Source organism: Candidatus Pedobacter colombiensis, from assembly GCA_029202485.1.
In the GTDB taxonomy this organism is placed as follows: Bacteria; Bacteroidota; Bacteroidia; order Sphingobacteriales; family Sphingobacteriaceae; genus Pedobacter; species Pedobacter colombiensis.
The window spans coordinates 4,352,102-4,373,230 of the sequence record CP119313.1; the positions used below are offsets into that span (position 1 = coordinate 4,352,102).

The following is a 21,129-nucleotide window of genomic DNA, read 5'->3' on the forward strand; positions in this document are numbered from 1 at the left end:
TCTAATTGATTACTGACACAAACTTAGTAATTATCCAACACAAATTAAGTAGTATAAAGGCAGCCTACACTTAATTTGTTACAATATAACCGTCCCCCTCCACATTAGAATGTCGTTTTTTTACTATTCATTCAGGATCAATTATCATGAAGTTTGTCTATTCAAATTAAAACATCCGCCATGAAACCTCTAATCTTTCTCCTTGCAGCCATATCTATACTATGTTCCTGCCAGAATAAACAACAAAGTGATGCTAAAAAACTAATGAGTGATATACAGTCTACCATGAAAGCCAATAGTCCTGGCTTCATCCCTACTTCTAAAAATGGATATTGGATGAGTGCTAACATAGATGGTAAAGAATGGACGGCAAGCGCTATGCTACCCGATGACAAGAGTGATTCCAAAAGAATACAAGGTGAAAAAGATGGTGAATCAATTGGGTTTTACATATGGACCAGAGGGTTAGCCCCCGGTAAACGTTTCGCTTTTTCAGACAAAAGGGCAGCTGACCTGATGACTCATGATGATGTTGGTATCTGGGGTGGAAGAAAAGGCGAAATCGTCATTACAAGAATAGACGATTCGGCATTGGAAGGGACCTTTACTTTTACAGGTAGTTCCACGAACAGTAACAAAACCATTCAGGTAACAAATGGGACCTTTAGAATTCCATTAACCCCTACACAATAGTATTACAGAATCCCGTACAATTATCAGATAAAATACTTATCTTTAGGTAGAAAGATAAGTGTCTATGTATGAATACGCCTGCATCAGTTGTAAAAAAAGTAGCTCCTGCTAAATCACTTCAGCCTTTTATATCTGAATATGTATTCAGAACATTAATGGTGTTTAGGTCTCAGCCAATTGTTAAGTCAATGCCACTTCGCGTTACCGGCTCCATTGATTTTTTTTTAGGAGACAGTTTTGAAACCATCGATTACAAGTCAAAGAAAGTAATACCATTTGCCCGCTGTACCATACGTGGCCCCCGTACACATAAAATGTACCAGATTGCCATTAATGGTCGCTTTGTTTCTTTCACCATCAAATTTAAACCTTCCGGGTTATATCGTTTAATGGGTATGCCTGCAAACCTATTTTGTAATCAGGCTATTGACGGACAATTGATAAAACCAGCTCTTTTTCAAGAGATAACGGAACAACTGATGGCTTGTAAAAACATCAATGAATGCATCTACATTATTGAACCTTACTTACAACTCATGCTGGGGCAGCATAAAATTTATCCATCCATAGCAATAGATCAAATGACCGACCTCATATTTAAAAATAAAGCCCCCGCTAATATTGCTGGTTTCTTAGCTAAGATCTGTTTGTCAGCTAGACAACTGGAACGAAATTTCGTAAAAGAAGTCGGCACAACTCCTAAGCTGTATTGCAATATGGTCCGTTTTGAAAATTTGCTGCATGATAAAATCAACTTCCCTGATAAAAACTGGACTGCCCTGGCCTATGATTTTAATTACTATGATCAAATGCATCTCATTAAAAGCTTTCAACGCTTTTTAGGTATCAACCCCGGCGATTTTGCAGCTACAAATTTTGCACTTTAACCTGTAATCCCTCCCTCTATTAGGTATAACTCGTTTAACCTCCTAAAAGATGTCGTTTTTTTACTATTAAACGCTGCCATTAAATATCAATTTTGCTATAGTTTTGCCACTTTATGCGCCCCACTCTACCTCACCTTAAATCCCATATCATGAAAAACCGCATCACTCTTTTACAAGCTATAATGGCATTAATGCTCATTGTATCAAGCTGTAAAAAAAATAAAATAATTGTTCCGGAACTGAATTCCGATCGGAAAATCAGCATGTCGGTTGATAATCTTACGCCAATAATAGGCACTAATGTTACCTTTACACTTATTGCAGGCAACGATGGCCCCGCCGCCACAACAGGCGTTAACGTAAACGATGCATTACCTACTGGCTATACATTTGTCTCGGCTACTGCAACAACTGGCACCTATTCCTCCGGTATTTGGAGTGGCTTTGGACTAGCAAATGGAGCAACTGCTACCTTAACAATTGTAGCTAAAGTAAATGCCACCGGTGTTTATGTCAATGTTGCGACAATAACTGGTATAGAGAATGACCCAAATCCGGCCAACAACAGTTCAACAGTCACCACAACACCAGCGGCCGTTCCAAAAGCTTTAATCGTTTCTACACTCGCTGGCAGTAGCGAATTCGGCGTTGTTGATGGTACAGGTATGGCGGCACAATTTGGCGGCCCACGAGGCATAGCTGTAGATGCAGCAGGCAATGTGTATGTGGCAGACTATTCTAACAATCGCATCCGAAAAATTACCCAAGCAGGAGTTGTAACCACATTATCAGGAAATCAAACGGATGGTTTTGCTGATGGAATTGGAACTGTGGCAAAATTTTACAGACCATATGGTATAGCCCTTGACGCCGGTGGAAATGCATATGTATCCGATCATCTGAACAACCGCATCCGAAAAATTACCCCAACAGGAATAACTACAACACTTGTAGGCAATGGCTATTCAGAACCCAGTGCTCCATTAGGTGTTGCTGTAGATGCTGCGGGTAATGTATATATGACGATAAGGTCAAACGAGCGCATTCTTAAATATAGCACTGCGGGAGTACTCACTACATTTGCGGGAAGTACCGCCAATGGTGGTGCAGGTTCCGGCTATGCCGATGGAACAGGAACAGATGCAAGATTCATGGGCCCCGACGGCATAGCGGTTGATGCAGCAGGCAATGTATTTGTGGTAGATGCAGGCAATAATCTCATTCGCAAAATCACTCCTACAGGAGTTGTCACTACAGTGGCTGGAATGGCCGGTGTGCAAGGAGATGTTGATGGTATAGGCTCTGCAGCCCGCTTTGGAAGATTAATGACAGGCATCGCAATTGATGCAACAGGAAACCTATTCGTTGCAGACAATGGAAACAATAGCATTCGAAAAATTACTCCGGCAGGGGTGGTAAGTACATTTGCTCGTAGTAATGGCACTGGGGTCGATGTTGATGGACCAATTGGAACTGCTGTATTCGGATTACCAGCCTATTTAGCGGTTGATGCTGCAGGCAATATCTATTTTACCAGAGATGGTTCAGGCCGAATTCGCAAAATTAGCACCCAATAAAACTACCTCTCCCATCTTCTTGAAACGAAGAATTACCTTCTCAGACAAGTCCTCGGACCTTTTGCACTCCTTCGGTGCAGAAGGTCCCAGTATTGGAAGAGAACTGAAATTTTTATACTTTTGCAAAAGCATTAAACGCCATTTGCACCGGTATCAATGAATTATGAAAAAATTCCAGACATTACTTTACTATTGCTATAGTCCTATAGCTGAGGCGCAACAATTTGCCGACGATCACCTTAAATTCTGTAAATCACTAGGTCTTGTTGGCCGGATTATCGTAGCCGATGAGGGCTTAAACGGTACCGTTTCAGGGACAAAAGAAGCCTGCGAAGCCTATATGGAAGCTATCAAAGCAGACGAGCGTTTTGCAAAAACTGACTTCAAAATCGATGATGTGGAAGAACCTTCTTTCATTAAAATGCATTGCCGTTATAAATCAGAAATCGTTCACTCCGGTTTAAGAGACCCAAATATCATCGATCCGAATAAGCAAACCGGTAAACATCTGGAGCCTGCTGAGTTTCAGAAAATGATTGATCAGGAAGATGTAATCATCCTTGATGTCCGTTCAAATTACGAGCACAATCTTGGCAGATTTAAAAATGCTGTAACACTCGATATAGAAAATTTCAGGGATTTCCCCGAAAAAATAAATGAGCTTGCCCAATACAAAGACAAAAAAGTACTAACCTATTGTACTGGTGGCATCAAATGCGAAAAAGCATCTGCATTACTGCTCCATCATGGATTTAATGATGTATACCAGCTTCATGGAGGTATCATTAAGTACGGAAAAGAGGCCGGTGGAGAAGATTTTGAAGGCAAGTGCTACGTGTTCGACAACCGTATTGCTGTTGATGTCAACTCTGTGAACCCAACCATAGTATCTAAATGCTATAACTGTGGCAAAACAACACCTAAAATGATCAACTGTGCCAATCCGGAGTGCAATGAGCATGTTACACAATGTGATGAATGCGGAGATGAATTGCAAGGGTGTTGTTCAGCAGCCTGTACCACAAACCCTCGTAAACGCAAATACGATGGAACAGGATATTATGTAAAAGTACCTCAGCCTGTAAACGTAGCAGCGAAATAACTATCTTAGCTCTTCATGAAACGAAGGCACCTAAAATACTTTTTACTTTATCTTGTTCTATACTTACCCTTTTATGTAATAGCAGATAATGTAAAAAGTATTGGTGTTCCTTATGTGCAAAATTACCCCAAATCCGTTTACTTATCTGGCAACCAAAACTGGTCTATAGCCAAAGATAAGTATGGCATTATGTATTTTGGAAATGCACAAGGTCTGCTCAGTTTCGATGGCAAATACTGGCAGCAGTATAAAATGCCCAACCGCCAAATTGTACGCTCAGTAGCTACAGATACGGCAGGCATAATTTATACAGGCAGCTTTGGCGAGTTTGGATACTGGTCTAACAAAAACAAGCATTTAACCTATACTTCCTTAATCAGCCTGATTCCTAAACAACATAGTATTAAGGACGAGATTTGGAAAATATATACTACAGGAAAAAAAGTAATATTTCAATCCTTTTCGGCCATTTACATTTACGAGAACAAAAAGATAAATGTAGTTACGGCTCAACGATCTCTACTATTCCTTCATAAAGTAGATCAGAAATTTTATGTAGAGGTGATAGGGAATGGGTTGTTTGAACTTGTTGGCACTAAACTAATCGCTTTAAAAAATAGCAGCACCATATTTCCCAAAGATGTATTGTCAATTCTACCATTTAAGAATGGCAGTCTGCTGATAGGTACCAGCAAACAAGGGCTGTTTGTTTACAATGGTGATCATTTCAGCCCCCTAAGCACGGCTGCCAATGATTTTCTAAAAACCTATCAACTCAATAACGGCACCCGTATTCTGGATCGTTATTTTGCCTTCGGCACCATATTAAATGGCCTGATCATTATAGATGAAAGCGGGAATATTGTTCAGCGAATCAATAAATCAAGCGGCCTGCAAAACAACACCGTTTTAAGTCTGTATGCTGATCAGGATCAAAATTTATGGGCTGGGCTCGACAATGGTATAGATCGTATAGAATTAAATTCGCCATTATACTTCTATTTTGATAAAACCGGGCAATTCGGCACGGTTTATTCCAGCCTGATTTACAAGAACAACATCTATCTGGGTACCAACCAGGGTTTGTTTTATAGCCCATGGACATCGGGTACAGGTAACCTATTCAATTCTTTTGACTTTAAACTGATTCCCAACTCCCAAGGTCAGGTTTGGGATCTTACTGTTATAGATGATCAGCTATTTTGTGGTCACAACGACGGCACTTTTAAAGTAACAGGTAATAAACTGGAAAACATATCAACCATAAAAGGAGGTTGGACCATTAAAAAGTTAAGCGCTAATCCCGACTATCTGATCCAGGGGACTTACAATGGACTCGTACTATTTAAAAAAGATGCTACCGGGCAATGGAAGTTTTACCATAAGATAGAAAACTTTGGTGAGCCATCCAGATATGTTGAGCAGGATGCCAAAGGCGAACTATGGGTAAGTCATGCCTACAAAGGTATTTACAAACTCAGCCTGAGTGCCGACCTTAAAAAAGTTACATCGATTAAAAGTTACGATGCAAAGAATGGGTTGCCCAGCAACTACAATATTAACGTCTTCCAACTACAAAACAGACTTATCTTTTCATCCGACGAAGGCTTTCTAACCTATGATGAGATTAGCGACCACTTTACCAAGTATACTACCTTAAATAAAGAGCTGGGAAGTTTTGCCAATTCTAACAAGATCATTAATGCCGGTGAAAAAAAATACTGGTTCATTAATCATGGTAAGATGGGGTTAATACATTTACTGGAACCTGGCAAAGTTCAGGTAGATTCGAGTACCTTCAGCATACTGGATGGACGAATGGTACAATACTACGAGAACATCAGTAAAATAAGCGATAAGATTTATCTGATGAGTATGGACGATGGCTTTGTAATTTATAATGCTAGTGATAATGTCCTGGATAGTGCAGCAAATACCCGTCTGCCTGCTGTATTGATTAGAAAAACTGAAGACATCACAGATACCTTTCATACCATTAGCGAATTTGGCAACAGCGATACTGAAATAGAAATTCCATTTGGTCGCAACAACATCAGGATCTCTTTTGCTCTACCCTATTATAAACAAACAAAAGTTAAATTCCAGTATTACCTTGATGGATATTCCAGGCAATGGTCAGACTGGAGTACAGCTTCACAAAAAGATTTCACCAACCTTGGCCGCGGAACCTATATTTTTAAAGTAAGAGCTATGACCAGCGAAGGGGCAATGAGCAAGGTCACTCAATTTGAATTCACTATACTACCACCCTTTTATGCCAGCAATTGGGCCATCGCAATATATTTTATACTGGGTATTTTGTTGCTCATTGCTTTTAAACGCCTGTATGAGCAAAAGCTAAAAAAAGATCAGCAAGTCATTTCCGCTAAACTCCAGGCCGAAAAAGAAGCTTTCCTTAAAAAAGAAGCAGAGGCTACAGAGCAGCAAATCGTTAAGTTGCAAACAGAGAAACTTCAAGCAGAACTTGCAAGTAAAAACCGCGAACTGGCCAACTCGGCCATGAGTCTCGTCTATAAAAACGAGTTACTTCAAAAACTGAGTCAGGAGATGCTGAAACTAAAAGACAGCCATGGTAAAACGCTTGGTGAAGATCAGCTTAGAAAACTCCAGAAAGTGATAGATGAAGGTATGAATGATGAACGCGACTGGAATCTGTTTGAAAGTAGCTTCAATGAGGCACATGAAAGTTTCTTTAAAAAACTCAAAGTAAATCACCCTGATCTTGTACCCAATGACCTAAAGCTATGTGCATACCTGCGCATGAATATGAGTAGTAAAGAAATGGCATCCTTACTAAACATTTCATTAAGAGGGGTAGAAATCAGACGATACAGGTTACGAAAAAAGCTCAATGTACCTCATGACAAGAACCTGGTTGAGTTCCTGATAGAGCTTTAACACTACATCATTACCTCTCATCAGTTCTTTTCTAACCCAATTATTTTGGTCTCCAAAAGCATACCCACTGTAGTCCAAAATTTTGATGTGAAGTTAAGAAAATGCTTATTTTAAGTCAAATACAGACTCAAAAAGCCCTTTTGAGATAGTCCTCATTTCAGATATGATGTATTAATGTAGAGGCCATTTTCTTGTATTAGCGCCTGCAGTAACAGAAATTTAGATAACAATTAAACAACCAAATAGTATGAAACGAATCTTTACAAAACTTTCTGTTTTAACTTTTCTCTGTTTTCTTTTTACCAATGTAGCAATGGCACAAAACATTACTGTAAAAGGTACAGTAACCGATGGCGCAGATAAAACCACACTGCCCGGTGTAAGCGTACAGGTAAAAGGAACCACTACCGCTGTGCAAACAGATGCAACGGGGAAATACACCATTAGTACAGCAGCAAATGCCACGCTGGTGTACACTTATGTAGGCTATATCACTAGAGAGATAGCCGTAAACAATCAAACTACTATAAACCTAAGCCTTTCCGCTTCCTCACAGGATTTGGAAGATGTAGTGGTAGTTGGCTATGGCACTCAAAGAAAACGGGACCTGACAGGCTCAATCACACAGGTTAAAGGTGATGAAGTATCCAGAATGCCCAACAACAATCCATTATCCTCCTTACAGGGAAAAGTTGCAGGTCTAACCGTCGTAAATAGCGGTCGACCTGGTGAATCGCCAACGGTAAGGATCAGAGGGGTAAACAGTGTAAACAATTCCTCTGGTGATGGTGCAGCTCCCCTTTATGTAGTGGATGGCGTACATCAAAGCAATATCGACTATATAAACCCTGCCGATATAGAAACAATGGAAGTATTACGTGATCCTTCTTCTATTGCCATTTTTGGCCTACAGGCTGCTAACGGGGTGATTGTAATTACCACCAAAAGGGCAGCCATGGGCAAAACAACCATAAATCTTCAAAGTTCTGCTGGCATACAAAAAGTCACCAAGACAATCGACGTGACCAATGCCGCACAATTTAGAAAACTATACGATAACCTCCTGGCCAATTCAGGTGCTGCACCGTTCGACTACACCAATTACACCGCAGATACCGATTGGCAAAAAGAAATTCTTCAATCAGCCTTTCAAGGCAACAATAACCTTAGCATTTCAAATAATGGCGAAAAATCTACTACATTAATCAACCTGGGTTACAATACACAGGAAGGCGTAATAAAATTTGGAAAGTACCAGAGATTTGTTGCCCGCATAAATGAAGAAATCAGGGTAAACAACAATATTAAAGTAGGTGCAGATTTTACCGGGACACACTGGATATTAGACGCATCAAGTGGCGACTTGAATAACGCTTTATGGGCCGCTCCTATTGTGGGTATCCACGAGAGTGAAACAGCCTATTATTCCATGCCTTCTTTTCAGCGGGCACAGGTAGGAAATCCGGTAGCAAGAATTTATCAGAATGATAAAACCAGCATTAATAAAGGTTACAGAGTAGTGGGTAGCCTGTTTGCCGAAGTTAAATTTTTAAAGCAATTTAAATGGAGATCTCAGTTCTACACAGACCTGGGCTTTAACAACAATAGAGGCTACACTCCCTTACCCTTTACAGTTATTAATTTAGGCGAAGGAGCTGCTCCAACCGAAAGGTTTAACAATCCGCTAGCAAGAACGTCAGTAAGACAAGGTGCAGATGAATTCAGAAAATTCCAGCAAGATCATACCCTTACTTATGACACAACCTTTAACAAAACACACAGGCTTACTGCCATGGCTGGTTTTACTTCTATTTTCACCAGCAACACCACGCTTTCGGGTAGTAGAACTGATATTGGGCTAAACATCCCCAATGATCCATCCTTCTGGTACATTGGAATTGCAGAAAGCAGTAATCCAAGCAACGTAGATGGAAGAGGTGATGAGAAATCTGCACTAGGCTATTTCGCTCGTGTAAACTATGCTTTTAAAGATAAATACCTGTTAAATGCAACCTACAGGCGTGACGGGCTTTCGAGGCTTGCCCCGCAAAATAGGTGGGGTAACTTTGGTGGCGTTGGCTTAGGCTGGGTAATTTCTGAAGAAGATTTTTTTAAAAACCTGAAAGGTATTGACTTTTTAAAACTCCGCGGTTCCTGGGGAACTGTAGGAAATGCACAAGGTATTGAGAAAAACATTTACCTCCCGGTGCTAAACACTTCCGGATCCGGGGTATTTGGTGATTATATCTACCCGGGTAAAGCACCTGCTTATATTCCAGATCCAAACCTAAAGTGGGAAGTCGTACGAGGAGTTGATCTGGGTATAGATTTAAGAGCTTTAAACAACCGTTTCAATGCTGAAATCAACCTGTATGACAGGAAAAGTCATGACATCATTTCTGAGCTTACGCTGCTCAGCTCAAGTGGTTCTTATAAATATCGTACAAATCTTGGCACAATCAGCAATAAAGGAATTGAAGTAGCACTAGGCTGGAACGACAAAATAGGCGATCAGTTTACCTATAACATTACGCCAAACTTTAGTTACAATAAAAACAAGGTTGAATCTATTGGGAATACCATAGACTACAGCATATTTGGAAACGGCACTGTAAACAGAACAATTACAGGCCAATCTATCGGGCACTTTTATGGTTACAGACAGGTGGGTATTTACCAATCAACCGCTGATCTTGACCGGATGCCACGTATGGCGAATTCCCTACCCGGCGATATTGCCTATGCGGATCTAAATGGTGATGGCGTAATCACACCGGCAGACAGAGAAAATTTAGGCTCTCCATTTCCGGACTGGAGCTATGGAATGAGTTTTACGTTCGGTTATAAGGGGTTTGATTTGGTACTACAAGGCCAGGGTGTGGCAGGCAACTATGTTTATACGCAACGTAGGGTAGCAACATTTGCTGATTTAAATTTTGAGACAAACCGTTTAAATGCATGGACGGGCCCAGGTACCAGTAATGTTGAACCTATTTTGCAAAAAGCAAGGGGCAACAATTACCTAATGAGTTCTTACTACCTGGAACCGGGTGATTATTTCCGCATTCGTACCGCACAGCTCGGTTATTCCTTTAAGCCTAATACACTTTTAAAAGCCGGTATAAAAAACCTGAGGTTATATGTTAGCGGTCAGAATCTACATACCTGGAGCAAAACAACGGGATATACCCCCGAGGTACCCATCAATAACATAATTGGTGGTGGTGCAGATAATGGCGTATACCCAATACCTGCAGTATACACTTTTGGTATCAATGCAACATTTTAATTGAATCATTTATATAATTCAAACGATGAAAACATTTAATAAAAAAATCTGCATTATACTTCTTTTTAGTATAACCGCAATTTCACTCATCACAAGCTGTAAAAAAAGCTTTCTCGATCGTAAACCACAAGGTGAATATACAACCGGCACATACCCTTACCCAAAAGGTTCCGGACCATTTGATGCCGAATTATTTGCAGGCTATGATCTACTCAAGAACTATGATGCCTCAGGCAGTGGTTTTATTGCAGCTACTGGCATCAGAAGTGATGATGCTGATAAAGGGAGTACCCCAACAGACGGGCCTACCTCAGCTGAAATGGATAACTTTACCATTATTCCTTCTAACGGTCTTGTAAATGATTTATGGAAGGGCTATTACAACGTAATCAACAAAGCCAATATCGCTTTAGATAAAATAGCAAATGATCAGGATCCGGGAACTCCGCCACAAGCGAAAATCTCCGCAGAAGCAGAGGCTAAGTTTTTACGGGGATATTCCTATTTTATGTTGGTTCGCTTATTTGGCAGAATACCTTTAGTTGACAAAATATTTGCCGACCCGACCGCACAAACAAACATTCCCCAAAGTGCATCTGCAGTAATTTATGGACTAATTGAAACTGATCTTCAGTTTGCCGGTGCCAATTTACCTCCAAACTGGGATCCTACAAAGTTTCCAGGTAGAGCAACAAGTGGCGCTGCCAATGGTATATTAGCAAAAGTATACCTTACCCAACAGAAATGGGCTATGGCTATGGCCGCAGCAAATTTAGTTATCGGTTCTAACCAGTATGACCTGACGACCTCCTATACCAGGATTTTTGGTGAGGACGGTGAGAATAGTAAAGAATCTGTATTCGAGCTTCAGGCGCTTGCCACCCTTCAGGAGAAAAGAGCCTACGGAAGCCAGTTTGCAAGTATACAGGGTGTAAGGGGGACAGGCATCTGGAACCTGGGTTGGGGCTTTAATACCCCGTCGACACTGCTTGAAGCAGCTTATGAACCAAAAGACCCACGAAAAGACAGAACCATATTGTACTCCGGTGGTACTTCGGTATACGGTGAGGCTGTTCCGCTCGGATTACCAAACCCTCGTTATAACCAAAAAGTGCATAGCAATCCAGCTGTCAGAAACGCTATATTAGATAACTTTAGCTATTGGATGAACATCCGGATTCTGCGCTATGCAGATGTGCTATTGATGTATGCTGAAGCAGCTAATGAAGTAGGCGGGCCAGCCAATACTACTGCAGCCCTTGCAGCCTTAAATTCAGTTAGGGAAAGAGCCAGGAGAGGCACTCTTCCTGCTGATAATGTTTTACCTAATATAACAACAACTGATCAGCCCTTATTGCGCGAAGCCATCCGCAAGGAAAGAAGAATAGAACTGGCTATGGAGCATGACCGCTTTTTTGATCTGGTACGCTGGGGCATTGCCGGACAGGTACTACAAAATGCAGGCAAAAGCTTTGTAACCGGGAAACACGAATTATTACCTATTCCACAAGCTCAGATAGACATCAGTAAAGGTGTACTTACACAAAATTTTGGTTATTAATTAAACACGTACTCATATGAAGTTTTCAAAACCATATTATATCTATTGCATCCCTTGTCTGGCCATGTTTGCAATCCTGTTTTCCGCATGTAAAAAAGACGGAAACCCAAATAACCTACCTGATGCTGATCCGGGAAAATATGCCGGCACCATTGACGGGTACAAAACTTCTGATGAAGTTGCGCCTGATAATTTAGTTGCCTACTGGGATTTTGATGGCACAAAAAATGAAAAGATAAGTGGTACTGCACCATCCACAACTGCGGGTGACTCTTTTGTGGATGCAGGTGTTAGAGGCAAAGCCTTAAACTTAACTGCCGGATACCTGTATTATCCTGTTCAACTGCCAAAATTAAAAACAGATGTATTTCAAAATTTCACGATTAGCACATGGGTTCAAATTCTCAATAACGGATCCAAAAAAACCATGATCTTTCAACTGGCAAGACCCGGAATTTTTAATGGAAGCTTAAACTTTATTTTAAACACCCAAAGTTTTCCTGCAACAAACACGGATGAGTTAAAAATAAATCCAACTTTTACGGCTATAAGTGGCGGGATGCAGGACAATGTAAACACGCTACGTGATGCACCCGGTGTACCAACCTACTTTCCTTATCTGACACCAAAAATTGGCGCAGACAAATGGACACACCTACTTCTCACCTACGAAAGTACTACGGGGATGTTCAACATCTGGGCCAACGGTATAAAAGTGGGTGCATTTCCAAGCAGAGGTGTTGGTACCAACCTTTTCAAATCCTACGAACCAAGTGAAATCATTATAGGTGGAAACTACAATGTAATTCCAGGCAAGTCAGTAAATACAGATGTCAGTTTTGCCCCAATGACCGGAAGGATTGATGAGTTGAAAATCTGGAATATCTCACTAACCGATGCACACATTAAAGCCATTTATAATTTAGGACTGGCTAAAAAATAATCCCTTGGGGGGGGATAGGAATTTTCCTGTTCTCCCCTTAATTCAAATCACCTTTCATGATACATCTTAAAAAGTCATTATATTACACCATTGCCTTAATCCTCTTGCTGCATAGCAGCTGCAAAAAAAGCAATACCGATACTAGCGGTTCAACCGACACTTCGCTCTCTTTTACCGTAGATGGCATCTATAATGGCACTTTAACTTATCATACAGGTGTAAATCCCATCCTCAGGTTTACATTTACCGAGCCTATCAATCCAGCTACCATAACCACTGGTATTAAACTCAGTAATAGCACAGGATCCTTAACTACTGTAACAACCCTTTTATCAGAAGGAGATAAAACGCTAACCGTTACATCGCCCAACGATTTGTCTTCCTTTGAAAATTATAGCATAGAAATAAATGAAGGCATAAAATCTGCAAAGGGAGGCAAACTGATTAACCCAGTTAAGATTAATTTAAGTACAGGGCTTAACAATACCGATAAATTTCCACGTATTACTGATGATGAATTACTTACCTTAATTCAAAAACAAACCTTTAAATACTTCTACGACTTTGGACATCCAATCAGTGGATTGGCCCGTGAACGCAGCACTTCTGGTAATACCGTTACTATCGGAGGCTCAGGATTTGGTATTATGGCACTGGTTACAGGCATTCACCGCAACTTTATAACCCGTGCAGAGGGTCTCGCTCGTATGCAAAAAATAGTAGACTTTTTAAAAAACAAAGCACAGCGGTTTCATGGAGTATATCCTCATTGGCTAGATGGCAATACAGGCGTAGTACAGCCCTTTAGCACTAAAGACAACGGTGGCGACCTGGTAGAAACATCTTTTTTGATTCAGGGATTAATTACAGCAAGACAATACTTTACGGGTACAGATGCAGCCGAAACCACTTTAAGAAACGACATTACGACCATTTATAATAGTGTGGAATGGGATTGGCACCGTAAAGACAATGGTGATGTATTGTATTGGCACTGGAGCCCTAATTATGCATGGGAAATGAACCTTCCACTCCGGGGCTGGAATGAAGGCTTAATTACCTATATTATGGCCGCCGCCTCTTCTACACACAGCATTCCAAAAACAGTGTACGATAGTGGTTGGGCAAAAAATGATGCTATTAAAAATGGCAGTAGCTATTTTGGCATCCCACTTCCTTTGGGTTCTGCGAATGGAGGCCCATTATTCTTCTCACATTATTCCTTTTTGGGCATTAATCCTCTTGGATTAACGGATAGCTATGCCAATTACGAAACTCAAAATCGCGCTCATACCCTCATCAATTACAATTACTGTAAGGCCAATCCTAAAAATTATGCAGGTTATAGTGAGAATTGCTGGGGATTAACCGCCAGCGATACCCCTACCGGATATTCAGCAAGTTCTCCGAATAATGATCTTGGTGTAATTGCACCAACGGCAGCACTATCTTCATTCCCTTACACGCCTACAGAATCCATGCAAGCACTCAAATTCTTTTATTACAAATTGGGCGACAAACTGTTTAAAGATTACGGTTTTGTAGATGCATTCTCTTTACAAGATAAATGGTTTGACACCCAAACGCTGGCTATTGATCAGGGGCCGATCATTGTAATGATTGAAAACCACCGGAGTAAATTACTTTGGAACTTATTTATGAGTGCTCCTGAAGTGAAATCAGGATTATTGAAACTAGGATTTACCAGTCCCAATTTATAAATTATAACTTTTAACATGAAACGAACCTCATTTTACCTGTACATCTTAATGGCCTTTACCTTATTAGCAAGCGAATCCTCAGCTCAGGTAAAAACAACATCCAACAAAAACGAGGGCATAAAGCCTGAAATGAAAATCCAAAAAAACCTGACAGATGAACAGCTGTTAGATCTGGTACAAAAACAAACCTTCCGTTATTTTTGGGATTTCGGACACCCTATAAGCGGTATGGCCCGCGAAAGAAGCAACATAGCTTATAATTATGGCAATGAAGTGGTAACAACAGGGGGAACGGGTTTTGGAGTAATGGCGATCATCGTCGCCGCCGAACGAAAATTTATCTCTCGCGAACAGGCTGCATTAAGAACACAAAAAATAGTTGATTTTTTACATAAAGAAGCCGACATGTACCATGGCGCTTTTCCACACTGGTTAAATGGTAGCACAGGCAAAACTATTCGTTTTAGCTTAAAAGACGATGGAGCCGACATTGTCGAGACCTCTTTTCTTTTTCAAGGACTATTAACAGCCAGAGAATACTATATTGCAGATAATCCTGTAGAAAAAAACATCAGAAGCAAAATAAGCGAAATGTGGAATGCTATTGAATGGAATTGGTTTACGCACAATCAAGACGTATTGTACTGGCACTGGAGTCCAAACCATGGCTGGGCCATGAATCACCAGATTAAAGGTTATAATGAATGTCTGATCACTTATATCCTTGCGGCAGGTTCTCAAAGCTATCCCATAAAGTCAAGCGCTTATTATGATGGATGGACAGCGTCAAAACACTTTTTAAACCATAAAAATTACTATAATATTAACCTCCCTCTAGGTATGGAGTTTGGTGGACCATTATTCTTTGCTCATTATTCTTTTACCGGACTAGATCCAAGGGGGTTAAAAGACCAATATGCAGATTATTGGGAGCAGAATAAAAACCATACCTTAATTAACAGGGCTTATTGCATCGACAATCCTAAAAAATATAAAGGTTACAATGCCAATAGCTGGGGACTAACCGCTAGTGACAGTTGGGATGGCTATTCTGCACATTCACCCACAAATGACCTCAGTGTGATTAGCCCAACAGCTGCTTTATCATCCTTCCCTTATACCCCAGAGTATTCCATGCAGGCTTTAAAGCATTTTTATTTTGACCTTGGTGATCAGCTTTGGACAGAATATGGTTTTGCTGATGCATTTAGTGAAGAAAAGAACTGGTATGCAAAATCACATCTGGCTATTGATCAAGGACCGATTATTGTCATGATTGAAAATTACCGAACAGGTTTGTTATGGAATCTCTTTATGAAAAGTACCCCAGCAATAAATGGGCTAATGCGTTTAGGTTTTACTAGCCCTGCCCTACCAGAACTCCCAACTATAAAGAAATAAAAGATTATTTATTATGAGAATACCCTACCTATATACCCTACTTCTTTTTTGCTGCCCGGTTATCCTATTTGCACAGAAAAAAGTAACCCCAACACCCCATCCAAAGATGGATACCTATATCAGTACCTTAATGTCAAAAATGACATTGGATGAAAAAATAGGACAGCTGAATTTACTTACCGGGGGCGAAGCTACCACCGGATCTGCTATAAGTACAGATGTAGAAAGCAAGATAAAAAAAGGACAGGTGGGCGGCATTTTTAGCTTAACTACTCCTGCCCGCATCCGTAAGGCACAGGAAATTGCAGTTCAGCAGACCAGGCTTAAAATACCGATTATATTTGGTCAGGATGTGATTCATGGTTATAAAACCACATTCCCTATCCCACTTGCACTTTCCTGCACCTGGGATATGGCTTTAATAGAAAAAACAGCCCGCATTGCTGCCATTGAAGCAACTGCCGATGGTTTGAACTGGACTTTTTCACCTATGGTAGATATTTCGAGAGACCCCCGTTGGGGCCGCATCTCTGAGGGCTCGGGAGAAGATACTTTTTTGGGTTCACAAATTGCAAAAGCAATGGTTAAAGGTTACCAGGGCGATGATCTTTCTAAATATAACACCATGATGGCTTGTGTAAAACATTTTGCTTTATATGGCGCAGCAGAGGCGGGAAGGGACTACAATACAACAGATATGAGTTTGGATCGCATGTACAATGAATATTTACCTCCTTACAAAGCTGCCCTTGATGCAGGCGCAGGCAGTATCATGACTTCATTTAATGACATCAATGGTGTTCCGGCAACGGCTAACAAATGGCTGATGACGGACCTATTGCGCAAACAGTGGGGGTTTAAAGGCTTTGTTGTTACTGATTATACAGCCGTAAACGAATTGATGGATCACGGTTTGGGTGACCTTCAAACTGTTTCGGCTTTGTCCTTAAATGCAGGTGTAGATATGGATATGGTTGGCGAAGGCTTTTTAACGACACTTAAAAAATCCGTACAACAGGGCAAAGTAAAACCGGAAAAAATTGACAATGCTTGTCGCCTCATTTTAGAAGCCAAATACAAGCTCGGCTTATTTGATGATCCTTTTCGCTATTGCAACGAGGAAAGAGCTAAAACGGAAATTCTGACACCGGAGCATCTTGCCTTTGCCCGGAAGGCTGCAACTGAATCTTTTGTGCTCTTAAAAAATAATCAACAAATTCTGCCTTTGAAAAAAACAGGTACTATTGCTTTAATAGGCCCATTGGCCAATACTGGTGCCAATATGCCTGGCACCTGGAGCGTAAACAGTGATCTGGCCAATACCCAATCGCTTTTACAGGGAATGCAAGCCGCGGCGGGCACTGAGGTTAAAATCTTGTATAGCTTAGGTTCTAATTTGGTTTCCGATGCTCAATATCAGGATAGAGCGACCATGTTTGGTCGTAATATCCCGCGTGATAATCGTCCGGAAGCTGAAATAATTGCTGAAGCGGTAAAACTAGCTCAGCAAGCCGATGTAGTAGTTACTGCATTAGGCGAAAGCTCGGAGATGAGTGGCGAAGCATCCAGCAGAACGAGTATAGAAATTCCTGATGTACAAAAACGTTTATTACAAGCTTTACTTAAAACAGGTAAACCAGTAGTACTGGTTTTGTTTACCGGCAGGCCATTGGCTTTGAAATGGGAAAACGAAAATATCCCGGCCATTTTAAATGTTTGGTTTGGCGGTACCGAAGCAGCGAATGCGATTCCTGACGTCTTGTTTGGCGCAGTAAACCCATCGGGTAAACTGACTGCAACCTTTCCTCAAAATGTAGGTCAGGTTCCCTTATATTATGCACACAAAAACACAGGCAGACCATTAGCAGAAGGCAAATGGTTTAGTAAATTCCGTTCCAATTACCTCGATGTGAGCAATGATCCGCTTTATCCTTTCGGTTATGGTTTGAGCTACACTACTTTTGCTTACAGCAATTTAAAACTAAACAAAAACAGTCTTAAAGCTGGAGAATCCATTACAGCTAGTATTGAGGTAAAAAATACAGGAACTGTCGAAGGTAAAGAAGTAGTGCAATTATACATTCGGGATCTTGTAGGTAGTTCTACTCGTCCGGTTAAAGAGCTGAAAGGCTTTCAAAAAATAAGTTTAAAGCCAGGAGAAAGTAAGACAGTGAGCTTTAAAATCACTGAAGAGGATTTAAAGTTTTTTAATACAGCTTTAAAATTTATAGCTGAGCCCGGAGATTTTAAAATCTATATTGGTGGCAACTCGAGAGATGTAATGGAAGAGCGATTTGCTTTGAAACAATAAAGACTTTAAAAAGGCCTCAATTTCTTGTACACTCCATAAAACCCCAAGCTGGAACTCTGCAAAAGCGGAGTTCCAGCTTGGGGTTACTTTCTAATTATAAATAGTTTAAGAACTATTTAATCTGCCATATTGTGATAAACGGCCTGAACGTCATCGTCCTCTTCCAGTTTATCAATTAATTTAAACACATCAGCCGCCTGTTCTTCAGTTACAGGAGTATGTGATAAAGCGATGCGTTCCAGTTTAGCACTTTTCATTTCTACACCAAGATCTTCCAATGCTTTTTGCATTTTTCCGAAATCTTCAAATGCTGTTTGCACTACAGCAATATCATTTCCTTCTTCATCTGCCTCCAGATACAATTCTTCCAAACCAGCGTCAATCAATTCAAACTCCAATTCTTCTAAATCTCTCTCTCCTGGTAAAAATCTAAAAATAGATTTGCGGTTAAAGATAAAATCTAATGAGCCTGTTTTACCTAAAGTACCACCAGTTTTATTGAAATAGCTACGTACATTGGCAACAGTTCTATTGGTATTGTCTGTAGCGGTTTCAATAAGCACAGCTACACCATGCATAGCATAACCTTCATATACATACTCATCGTATCCATTCTCATCTTTATTCGAAGCACGTTTAATCGCAGCATCTACCCTATCCTTAGGCATATTTACTGCCTTAGCATTCTGGATAGCCGTACGCAAGCGTGAGTTGGTTTCAGGAGTCGAACCTCCGTCCTTTACAGCCATTACAATCTCTTTACCTATCCTGGTAAACTGTACGGCCATTTTGGCCCAACGTTTAAATTTTCTTTCTTTTCTAAATTCAAATGCTCTTCCCATTTTCTTGTTTTACTTTTTATCGGTCCTCAGTCCGAGTTTATTTCTTTAAATTCTTTAACATATCTGTTGTCAGCTTAGCCAAATCAAATTCTGGTTTCCAACCCCAGTCTTTAGCCGCATAACTATCATCTATAGACCTTGGCCAGCTATTTGCAATTTGCTGACGTGGGTCATTATCGGTGTAAGTTAAGGTAAATTCCGGAATATGTTTCCTGATTTCAGCTGCAAGGATCTCAGGTGTAAAGCTTACACCTGTAAAATTATAACTGGACCGGATAGAAATCTTACTGGCCTCTGCGTCCATTAATTCAATAGTTCCCCTTATTGCATCGTCCATATACATCATCGGTAATTCTGTTGCTGCATTTAAAAAAGAAGCATAACTCCCTTTCATCAACGCATCATGGAATATGTGGATAGCATAATCGGTTGTACCACCACCTGGAGCAGCTTTCCAGCTAATCAGTCCCGGATAACGGATGCTGCGTACATCCAGGCCATACTTATTAAAGTAGTATTCGCACCAGCGCTCGCCGGCAAGCTTACTTACTCCATAAACTGTATTTGGATCCATCACACAAAACTGTGGCGTAAGATCTTTAGGCGAATTTGGTCCAAATACTGCAATAGAACTAGGCCAATAAACCTTTGCCGTTTTATAGGTAATGGCCAGGTCTAAAATATTTAATAAACCATTCATATTTAAGTCCCAGGCCAGCTTTGGATTTTGCTCGCCCGTGGCCGATAACAACGCCGCTAACAGGTATACCTGTGTAGGCTTATATTTTTGAAAGATGTTGTTTAAAGTATCCTTTTCAAGCACGTTTACAAACTCAAAAGGTCCTGAATTTTTGATGTCATAATCAGGTCTGCGGATATCACAGGCTACTACATTATCTTCACTATAGGTTTTACGTAGGGCAGTAACTAGTTCTGTGCCGATCTGGCCATTAGAACCTAATACTAATATTTTCTCACTCATAAATAATTTATGGATTTTGACAAAGGTAAATAAATGAACAAACCTATTCAAAAATGTTCGTAGCAACCAAAATTTATAGCCGATTATTTACATGGTGCTGTGGATTTATTTTTTGATTTACAACAATTAATGTAATTGTTAAAAAATTGATTTAGTAACAAAAACATTATATATTTACTTTATGGTGTATTTATAACACTAACTATTTTATTTTGCTTATTATTACAAAACAAAACGCAATTTAAACACACAATATCAACCAAATATGAACAGAAGAGAAGCGGTGAGAAACGTTGCCTTTTTAATGGGGGGCGCGTTATCAGCAACTACAATTGGCGTATTTCTGGAAGGTTGCAATTCAACATCCACTAAGGCAAATAGCAGCTTATTTACTGCAGATCAGCAAAAGCTGGTTACGGAGGTCGCAGACATTATTATTCCTACAACCAGTTCTCCGGGCGCAAAAGCAGCGGGTGTTGGACCATTCATTACGATGATGATCAAGGATTGTTATCCGGACGATGCACAAAAGGCTTTTACAAAAGGCCTTGAAGATCTGGAAAAGCAAGCTAAGGATGAATATAAAAAATCCTTCATGGAATTAACGGTACCTCAACGCCAGGAATTATTGGGTAAACTGAGGGATGTAACTGTTGCCGCCACAAAAGCAGAAAAGGAAAAAATAGACCAACAGAAGGCACCAGAAACAACATCTATCCTTCCAAAAGATAAGCCTAAAATGGAGCCACGTTTCTTTTCTATCATCAGAGATCTTACCCTATTGGGTTATTTCACTTCAGAAGTTGGAGCCACTCAGGCTTATGCATTTGTTGAAATTCCGGGCCGATATGATGGTAATGTACCATTAAAACCCGGTCAGAAAGTTTGGTCGTAAACCTTT

At 40.4% G+C, this 21,129-nt stretch carries 14 protein-coding genes; 12 read left to right on the forward strand and 2 right to left on the reverse strand.

Going from position 1 to position 21,129, the window contains the following annotated elements; all coding sequences use genetic code 11:
• The first annotated feature begins 180 nt into the window (after nucleotides 1–180).
• The 11 genes from P0Y49_18250 (at nucleotide 181) to bglX (ending at nucleotide 18,404) form a co-directional block, all read left to right on the forward strand.
• Nucleotides 181–693: a DUF6252 family protein gene (locus P0Y49_18250; protein WEK18722.1), complete on the forward strand. Its 513-nt coding sequence runs from the start codon at nucleotides 181–183 to the stop codon at nucleotides 691–693.
• Between the two features lie 68 nt (nucleotides 694–761).
• Nucleotides 762–1,580 carry a helix-turn-helix domain-containing protein gene (locus P0Y49_18255; protein ID WEK18723.1) on the forward strand — a complete coding sequence of 273 codons (819 nt, stop codon included), beginning with the start codon at nucleotides 762–764 and terminating at the stop codon, nucleotides 1,578–1,580.
• Nucleotides 1,581–1,729: 149 nt separating this feature from the next.
• Nucleotides 1,730–3,157, forward strand: a complete 1,428-nt coding sequence (locus P0Y49_18260) for a hypothetical protein (protein ID WEK18724.1) — start codon at nucleotides 1,730–1,732, stop codon at nucleotides 3,155–3,157.
• Between the two features lie 163 nt (nucleotides 3,158–3,320).
• Nucleotides 3,321–4,259: a rhodanese-related sulfurtransferase gene (locus P0Y49_18265; GenBank protein WEK18725.1), complete on the forward strand. Its 939-nt coding sequence runs from the start codon at nucleotides 3,321–3,323 to the stop codon at nucleotides 4,257–4,259.
• 15 nt (nucleotides 4,260–4,274) lie between these two features.
• A complete protein-coding gene (locus P0Y49_18270; protein WEK18726.1) occupies nucleotides 4,275–7,178 on the forward strand; it encodes a triple tyrosine motif-containing protein in 2,904 nt (967 codons plus the stop codon).
• 247 nt (nucleotides 7,179–7,425) lie between these two features.
• Nucleotides 7,426–10,467 (forward strand): TonB-dependent receptor, encoded by a 3,042-nt coding sequence (locus P0Y49_18275; protein WEK18727.1) that lies wholly within the window; start codon nucleotides 7,426–7,428, stop codon nucleotides 10,465–10,467.
• A gap of 25 nt (nucleotides 10,468–10,492) precedes the next feature.
• Nucleotides 10,493–12,028, forward strand: coding sequence for a RagB/SusD family nutrient uptake outer membrane protein (locus P0Y49_18280; GenBank protein WEK18728.1), 1,536 nt, complete (start codon nucleotides 10,493–10,495; stop codon nucleotides 12,026–12,028).
• 16 nt (nucleotides 12,029–12,044) lie between these two features.
• Nucleotides 12,045–12,971 (forward strand): LamG domain-containing protein, encoded by a 927-nt coding sequence (locus P0Y49_18285; GenBank protein WEK18729.1) that lies wholly within the window; start codon nucleotides 12,045–12,047, stop codon nucleotides 12,969–12,971.
• A gap of 56 nt (nucleotides 12,972–13,027) precedes the next feature.
• Nucleotides 13,028–14,692, forward strand: coding sequence for a glucoamylase family protein (locus P0Y49_18290; protein WEK18730.1), 1,665 nt, complete (start codon nucleotides 13,028–13,030; stop codon nucleotides 14,690–14,692).
• A 15-nt stretch (nucleotides 14,693–14,707) separates the two neighbouring features.
• Nucleotides 14,708–16,093, forward strand: a complete 1,386-nt coding sequence (locus tag P0Y49_18295; GenBank protein ID WEK18731.1) for a glucoamylase family protein — start codon at nucleotides 14,708–14,710, stop codon at nucleotides 16,091–16,093.
• Nucleotides 16,094–16,106: 13 nt separating this feature from the next.
• Entirely contained in the window at nucleotides 16,107–18,404 is a 2,298-nt protein-coding gene (bglX, locus tag P0Y49_18300) for a beta-glucosidase BglX (protein ID WEK18732.1), read from the forward strand.
• Between the two features lie 116 nt (nucleotides 18,405–18,520).
• Here the strand turns inward: bglX and P0Y49_18305 are convergent, their stop codons facing one another.
• Together P0Y49_18305 and P0Y49_18310 are read right to left on the reverse strand one after the other, a co-directional pair.
• Complete coding sequence (locus tag P0Y49_18305; GenBank protein ID WEK18733.1) at nucleotides 18,521–19,246, reverse strand: YebC/PmpR family DNA-binding transcriptional regulator; 726 nt, start codon at nucleotides 19,244–19,246, stop codon at nucleotides 18,521–18,523.
• Nucleotides 19,247–19,283: 37 nt separating this feature from the next.
• Complete coding sequence (locus P0Y49_18310) at nucleotides 19,284–20,228, reverse strand: NAD-dependent epimerase/dehydratase family protein (GenBank protein WEK18734.1); 945 nt, start codon at nucleotides 20,226–20,228, stop codon at nucleotides 19,284–19,286.
• 265 nt (nucleotides 20,229–20,493) lie between these two features.
• Here P0Y49_18310 and P0Y49_18315 point away from each other — a divergent pair, with 265 nt between their 5' ends.
• Nucleotides 20,494–21,123 (forward strand): gluconate 2-dehydrogenase subunit 3 family protein, encoded by a 630-nt coding sequence (locus tag P0Y49_18315; GenBank protein ID WEK18735.1) that lies wholly within the window; start codon nucleotides 20,494–20,496, stop codon nucleotides 21,121–21,123.
• The last annotated feature ends 6 nt before the right edge of the window (nucleotides 21,124–21,129 follow it).